Source organism: Streptomyces curacoi, from assembly GCF_001513975.1.
In the GTDB taxonomy this organism is placed as follows: domain Bacteria; phylum Actinomycetota; class Actinomycetes; order Streptomycetales; family Streptomycetaceae; genus Streptomyces; species Streptomyces curacoi.
In genome coordinates this window covers 113,913-120,238 of record NZ_KQ947999.1, presented here as the reverse complement: position 1 = coordinate 120,238, position 6,326 = coordinate 113,913, and the positions used below count along the sequence as shown (strand labels likewise).

Genomic DNA, 6,326 nt, shown 5'->3' with positions numbered 1-6,326 from the left:
CCAGCTTGTGCATCCAGCCGTGCTTGTCCTCGGCGGTGCCCCGCTGGATGTCCAGGAGAGCCTGGCGAAGCCTGAGCGTGACTTCGCCGGGCTCTCCGTCGCTCTGCTGCCACTCGGCGCCCGTGCGCTTGACGGTGCCGACCGGCGTGATGACCGCCGCCGTACCGCAGGCGAAGACCTCGGTGAGGGTGCCGTTCTCCGAGTCGCGCTGCCACTGGTCGACCGAGACGCGGCCCTCCTCGGCCTCGTAGCCGAGGTCACGGGCGACGGTCAGCAGGGAGTCACGGGTGACGCCCTCCAGGATGGAACCGGTGAGGGACGGGGTGATGATCTTGTCGCCGTACACGAAGTACAGGTTCATGCCGCCGAGCTCCTCGACCCACTTGCGCTCCACCGCGTCCAGGTAGCAGACCTGGGCGCAGCCCTCGGCGGCGGCCTCGGCCTGGGCCAGCAGGGATGCGGCGTAGTTGCCGCCCGTCTTCGCGTCGCCCATGCCGCCCGGCACGGCGCGCACGTGGTCCTCGGAGACCCAGATGGACACCGGCTTGACGCCGCCCGGGAAGTAGGCGCCGGCCGGGGAGGCGATGACCATGAACAGGTACTCGCTCGCGGGCTTCACGCCCAGGCCGACCTCGGTCGCGAACATGAACGGACGCAGGTAGAGGGACTCCTCGCCACCGTGTGCCGGCACCCAGGCCTCGTCCTGCTTCACCAGCGCGTCGCACGCCTCGATGAACGTCTCGACCGGCAGCTCGGGCATGCCGAGCCGGCGCGCGGAGCTCTGGAAGCGCTTGGCGTTCTTCTCGGGGCGGAAGGTGGCGACGGTCCCGTCGGGCTGCCGGTAGGCCTTGAGCCCCTCGAAGATCTCCTGTGCGTAGTGCAGGACCATGGTGGCCGGGTCGAGGGAGATCGGCGCGTACGGCACGAGCTGGCCGTCGTGCCAGCCGCGGCCCTCGGTCCACTTGATCGTCACCATGTGGTCGGTGAAGTGGCGGCCGAACCCCGGGTTGGTCAGGATGGCCTCGCGGTCTGCGGCGGCGAGCGGGCTGGCGGAGGGCTTGAGCTCGATCGTGGGCGTCGTCATGAGTAGATGTCCTTCACCGGTTGCGTTGTGACGGGCCGCGCTCACGCCAGTACTGTCAGTGGCCAGTGCTAGGACGTCCGAGCATTCCCTCATTCCGCGGCTCCGCGTTCGATTATCGCAAGCGGGGGCTGCGGAAGAAATCGGCCTGTTCGGCGTGATCGGCGTGAATCGCGACCCAGGGGTCGATGGTGTCACCCGGCGGCGGACATGGGGAAGCCGCCGGGTACGAGTGACCCGGCGGCTTCGAAGGTTCGAGGGGCGCGGCGGGTCAGCCGGCTACTCGTACGGTCAGCGCGTCGCCGATCTGCGACGTGCTGCGGGCGGGCTTGCCGGTGCGCTCCGCGAGGTCGGCGGAGACGGCGTCCTCGATGCGGGCCGCCTCGGCGTCGTAGCCGAGGTGACGCAGGAGGAGGGCGACGGACAGGACCGTGGCGGTGGGGTCGGCCTTGCCCTGGCCGGCGATGTCGGGCGCGGAACCGTGCACCGGCTCGAACATCGAGGGGAACTCGCCGGACGGGTTGATGTTCCCGCTCGCGGCGACGCCGATGCCACCGGAGACGGCCGCGGCGAGGTCGGTGATGATGTCGCCGAAGAGGTTGTCGGTGACGATGACGTCGAAGCGCTCGGGCTGGGTGACCAGGTAGATGGTCGCCGCGTCGACGTGCATGTACTCGGTGGTGACCTCGGGGAACTCCTCGGCCACCTTGTTGAAGACGTCCGTCCACAGGTGACCGGCGAAGGTCAGCACGTTGTTCTTGTGGATCAGTGCCAGCTTCTTGCGCGGGCGGGCCTGCGCGCGGGCGAAGGCGTCACGGACCACGCGCTCGACGCCGTACGCCGTGTTGACGGAGACCTCGGTGGCGACCTCGTGCTCGGTGCCCTTGCGGATGGTGCCGCCGTTGCCGGTGTACGGGCCCTCGGTGCCCTCGCGGACCACGACGAAGTCGATCCGCGGCTCGCCGGCGAGCGGGGTGGCGACACCCGGGAGCAGCTTGCTCGGCCGCAGGTTGACGTGGTGGTCGAAGGCGAAGCGGAGCTTGAGCAGGAAGCCGCGCTCCAGGACGCCGGAGGGGACGCTCGGGTCGCCGATGGCGCCGAGCAGGATGGCGTCGTGCTTCTTCAGGGCGGCGAGGTCGGCGTCGGTGAGGGTCTCACCGGTGGCGTGGTAGCGCTTGGCGCCGAAGTCGTACTCCTTGGTCTCCAGCTTCACATCCTGCGGGAGGACGGCGGAGAGGACCTTGAGGCCTTCGGCCACGACTTCCTGCCCGATGCCGTCACCGGGGATCACTGCGAGATTGAGGCTGCGAGACATGTCGGCACCCTACTCCTCGTCCCATGGAATGACATGCCGCGTCCGCGATTCGGACAGCCGGACGGGGGACGGCGCTTGTGCGTCGGCCGCCGTTCACCCGTATGTACGGCGGGTGTTGGCCTTTGCTGGGAAGTTCCCTACCCATGGACATCCCCGACTTCGGCATCCCCCCACAGCTCGCCCGCCGGATGAGCATGGCGGAACAGCACGAGTACCTGCGTACGAAACTCTCCCGGCGCCGCACGCTGGTGACGGCGGGGGCGGTGGCCGGCGGGCTGCTGACGGGGTGTTCGGGCGGCGGATCCGGCGGCACGGCCACCGCGTCGGCGTCGGCGTCCCGCACCGAGGTGCCGGGCTCCGCCGTCACCCCCTTCGGCCGCCATCTCGCCTTCGGCGCCGACCCGAAGACGCAGATGCGGATCTCCTGGCAGGTGCCGGCCGCGGTGCGGAAGCCGTTCGTCCGGATCGGGCTGCGCCCCGACGACCTGAGCCGCCGGATCGAGGCCGAGGTCCGCGATCTGCACACCCCGGCGCTGCGGGGCATCCGCCCGGCGTTCGAGCAGTACTACGTGCACGCGGCGCTGGACGGCCTGCGCCCCGGCACGACGTACTACTACGGCGTCGGCCACGCCGGCTTCGACCCGGCCGCGCCCGCGAACCGCTCGACGATCGCCTCCTTCCGCACCGCCCCGGCCACTCCGGAGAGCTTCACCTTCACGGCCTTCGGCGACCAGGGCGTGAGCGAGGCGGCCTCCGCGAGCGACCACGTCCTGCTGCGCCGGAACCCCGCCTTCCACCTCCACGCGGGCGACATCTGTTACGCCGACGTCAAAGGCCTGGGCAAGGAGTCGGACCGATACGACCCCGGCTTCTGGGACCTGTACCTGAAGCAGACCGAGTCGGTGGCCAGGTCGGTGCCATGGATGGTGACGACCGGCAACCACGACATGGAGGCCTGGTACTCACCGGACGGCTACGGCGGCCAGCTGGCCCGCTGGTCCCTGCCGGAGAGCGGCTTCGATCCCCGTAGGACCCCGGGCGCCTACTCCTTCACCTACGGCAACGTCGGCTTCGTGGCGCTGGACGCGAACGACGTGTCGTACGAGATTCCCGCCAACCTCGGTCACACGGACGGCCGTCAGACGAAGTGGCTGGACGAGCGGCTCGGTGAGCTGCGGGCGGCGAAGGGCGTCGACTTCGTCGTCGTCTTCTTCCACCACTGCGCGTACTCGACGTCCACGCACGCGTCCGACGGCGGGGTGCGGGCCGAGTGGGTCCCGCTGTTCGCCCGGCATCAGGTGGACCTGGTGATCAACGGGCACAACCACGTCTACGAGCGGACGGACGCCGTCAAGAACGGCGAGGTGGGCGCGCGGGTGCCGATCGGCGGGGCCACGGACCCGACGCGGGACGGCATCGTGTACGTCACGGCGGGCGGCGGCGGCAAGGAGCTGTACGGCTTCCCGGCGGGCGTCGAGGAGAGCTACGAGGGGCACGTGACCGAACGGGAGTCGGTCGACACCTTCAGGTGGACCAGGTCGCGTGACACCAAGACGGAGAGCGTGGAGTGGTCACGGGTGCGGTACCGGGGCTTCTCCTTCCTCTCGGTGGAGGCGGAGAGCGGCGCGAGGCCTCGCCTGAAGGTGTCGGCGCTGGCACAGAGCGGCGAGCGCATCGACCATTTCGAGGTGCGGCGCGGGGTGTGAGACCGCGCCGCACCTCGTGCGGGTGCGGCTCCCGGTTCGTGGGGGCGCCCCGGCGGAGCGTCTACGCGGCCTGGTGGCCCGTGACTCCGCCGTTGTCCCTGCGGTCGAGGGCGCGCTGGAGCGCGGCGGCGGCGTTCTTACGGTCGGACTCGCTCGTACGGGAGAGGTGACGGACTCGGCGGCGGGCGGTCGTCTCGGCCATGGGAAATCGACTCCTTCGACAATCCGGGAGTGCGGAAAGGGGTTACGAGACGCCGGAAGGGGCGGGGAGCGGTGCCGCAGGGGTTGCCTGCACGGGGCCCGGCTCACGACCGCCATTCGCTTGATCGAGCGAGACGTTCGGCTTCTACAAAGCTAAGGGAGGACGGGCCATCTGTCTCCACAATTACTCGGACTTCCTACTATCTGAGACGGTGGACCGGGTCACAGGGCTCTGAACTGCGGCGTTGCCTCCAGCCCGTCACAGCACGTCCCCGTCCCGCCAGTCGAAGACCAACTCGTACGCCGGATCGAGCGGCCCGGCGAGGGCGGGACGCACGAACGTGCTGCCCTCCTCGTCCGGCAGCCGGACGACGCCCTGCGGACCCAGGGCACAGACCCGCCCGCTCCACACCTCCCAGCCCCGCGCGGCGTACAGGGCGGCCCCCTCGTCGCTCGCGGACAGCATCCCCGCGTCGTACGCCCGGTCGATCACCCGCTCCAGCTGAGCCATCACCCGGCCGCCGAGCCCCGTCCGGCGCGCATCGGCCCGCACGCCGACCGCCTCGACATACCCGACCCGCAGCCACCGGTCCCGGTGCCGCACCCGCCGCATGATCACCGAACCGTGCGCGACGAGCCGTCCGGCGTCGTCGTGGACGAGGGCGTGCATGCCGCCGAGTCCGTGCTCCCAGTCCTCGTCGGAGAAGTCCCCGTCGAAGGCGTCGTCCAACAGGGCGCGGATCGCGCGCAGTTCGGCGGGCGTGAGGTCGGCGGTGTGCACGGTGCGCGGCGTGACGGCGGAGGCGGTGGTGGTCATCCGACCAGTATCGGCAGGGCCGACGGCCGGATCGCCCACTCGGCTGATCCTCTCCGCCGCACGGGACACGGGGTCAGGGCGAGGGGAACGGTGAGGTCATGAACGACATGTCGAAAGTGTTCCTGGAGGGCGGCCCGGACGACCTGCCGGAACGGATCGTCCCGCCTCCGTCCCCCGGTCCCGATGTGAAGATCCAGCTCCGCGGGGGGTACGAGCACTTCAGGCCGACATCCCGCCGGGCGGACACAGCGGAGGGCACGCTTCCGGTGTACGAGTGGTGGGAGCGGACGGAGATCGCCGAGTAGCTCACCCCAGCGCCGAGGCCACCGCCTCCCGGAAGCCCTTCGGGTCCTCGGCCCACGGCAGGTGGCCGGCCCCCGGCAGGATCACCCGGCGGACCCGGGGCAGCGCCCGCTCCAGGGAGTCGACCGCCGAGCGGGGCCGGATGTCCCCCGCCCCGTCGACGATCAGCACCGGCACCTCCAGGCTCCGGCAGGCGGCGTACAGCTCGGGGGCGCCCATGGTGCGGCTCAGTTCGAGGTTGAGGACCTTGTTGCACTCGTCGTTGATCCCGAACCACGGCTCGGCCATGCGCTCGGCCTGCTCCTGAGCGCTCTCCCGGTCCATGAACTCGGCCGACCACTGGAGCACGGCGCGCTCCCGGTCCTCCTCGTCGGTCCGCTGCGGCCGGCGCGTCAAGTCCCGCCACCGCGCGAGCCGTTCGGGCACCTCGCCGATGCGGGCCCGCAGGTTCCCCGCGTAGGCGGGGTGCCAGTCGGCGACCGGCCCGATGCCCGTTCCCGCCACGTACACCAGCGCACTCACCCGCTCGGGGTGGGCCAGCGCATGGGCGAGCGCCAGCTGCGCGCCCCAGGAGTGGCCGAGCAGCGCCGTCCGCTCCAGCCCGAAGTGCCCTCGTACGGCTTCCAGATCGGCCACGAACCGGTCGGTCGTCCAGGGCCCCGCGCACCGCTCCGAGCGTCCGCAGCCGCGCTGGTCCCAGCGGACCGTGGTGGCCAGGTCGCCGAGCAGCGCGGCCACGTCCTCGAACATGTCCCACAGCCCCGGCCCGCCGTGGCACAGCACCAACGGCTCGCCCCGGCCGGACGCGCTCGCCCACAGTCGTACGCCGTCATCGGTCTGCACGGTCATGACCGCATTGTGCCCGCACGAAGAGGCCGGGCCCGCTCAAGGCCCGGCCTCCTG

The 6,326-nt window shown here is 70.9% G+C and carries 7 protein-coding genes; 2 read left to right on the top strand and 5 right to left on the bottom strand.

Features of this window, described 5'->3' with window-relative positions:
• Together AQI70_RS36050 and AQI70_RS36045 are read right to left on the bottom strand one after the other, a co-directional pair.
• The coding region (locus tag AQI70_RS36050; RefSeq protein ID WP_062156664.1) for a branched-chain amino acid aminotransferase at positions 1 to 1,084 on the bottom strand (1,084 nt) is incomplete at its 3' end.
• A 268-nt stretch (positions 1,085 to 1,352) separates the two neighbouring features.
• Positions 1,353 to 2,396 (bottom strand): 3-isopropylmalate dehydrogenase, encoded by a 1,044-nt coding sequence (locus AQI70_RS36045; protein WP_062156663.1) that lies wholly within the window; start codon positions 2,394 to 2,396, stop codon positions 1,353 to 1,355.
• 143 nt (positions 2,397 to 2,539) lie between these two features.
• On the opposite strand from AQI70_RS36045, the gene AQI70_RS36040 reads away from it, so the two are divergent.
• On the top strand, positions 2,540 to 4,102 hold the full coding sequence (locus AQI70_RS36040; protein ID WP_062156662.1) for a purple acid phosphatase family protein: 1,563 nt from the start codon (positions 2,540 to 2,542) through the stop codon (positions 4,100 to 4,102).
• A 61-nt stretch (positions 4,103 to 4,163) separates the two neighbouring features.
• Here the strand turns inward: AQI70_RS36040 and AQI70_RS38890 are convergent, their stop codons facing one another.
• A complete protein-coding gene (locus tag AQI70_RS38890; RefSeq protein WP_003997658.1) occupies positions 4,164 to 4,304 on the bottom strand; it encodes a hypothetical protein in 141 nt (46 codons plus the stop codon).
• Positions 4,305 to 4,562: 258 nt separating this feature from the next.
• Positions 4,563 to 5,120, bottom strand: a complete 558-nt coding sequence (locus AQI70_RS36035; RefSeq protein ID WP_062156661.1) for a GNAT family N-acetyltransferase — start codon at positions 5,118 to 5,120, stop codon at positions 4,563 to 4,565.
• A 98-nt stretch (positions 5,121 to 5,218) separates the two neighbouring features.
• On the opposite strand from AQI70_RS36035, the gene AQI70_RS36030 reads away from it, so the two are divergent.
• Positions 5,219 to 5,425, top strand: coding sequence for a DUF5988 family protein (locus tag AQI70_RS36030; RefSeq protein ID WP_062156660.1), 207 nt, complete (start codon positions 5,219 to 5,221; stop codon positions 5,423 to 5,425).
• A gap of 1 nt (position 5,426) precedes the next feature.
• On the opposite strand, the gene AQI70_RS36025 is transcribed toward AQI70_RS36030, so the two are convergent.
• A complete protein-coding gene (locus tag AQI70_RS36025; RefSeq protein WP_062156659.1) occupies positions 5,427 to 6,272 on the bottom strand; it encodes an alpha/beta fold hydrolase in 846 nt (281 codons plus the stop codon).
• Positions 6,273 to 6,326: the final 54 nt, after the last annotated feature.

What these genes read in the sequence shown, in the direction of transcription:
- AQI70_RS36045 (WP_062156663.1), bottom strand. Translation starts at nt 2,396, where the DNA reads ATGTCTCGCAGCCTCAATCTCGCAGTGATCCCCGGTGACGGCATCGGG.
- AQI70_RS36040 (WP_062156662.1), top strand. Translation starts at nt 2,540, where the DNA reads ATGGACATCCCCGACTTCGGCATCCCCCCACAGCTCGCCCGCCGGATG.
- AQI70_RS38890 (WP_003997658.1), bottom strand. Translation starts at nt 4,304, where the DNA reads ATGGCCGAGACGACCGCCCGCCGCCGAGTCCGTCACCTCTCCCGTACG.
- AQI70_RS36035 (WP_062156661.1), bottom strand. Translation starts at nt 5,120, where the DNA reads ATGACCACCACCGCCTCCGCCGTCACGCCGCGCACCGTGCACACCGCC.
- AQI70_RS36030 (WP_062156660.1), top strand. Translation starts at nt 5,219, where the DNA reads ATGAACGACATGTCGAAAGTGTTCCTGGAGGGCGGCCCGGACGACCTG.
- AQI70_RS36025 (WP_062156659.1), bottom strand. Translation starts at nt 6,272, where the DNA reads ATGACCGTGCAGACCGATGACGGCGTACGACTGTGGGCGAGCGCGTCC.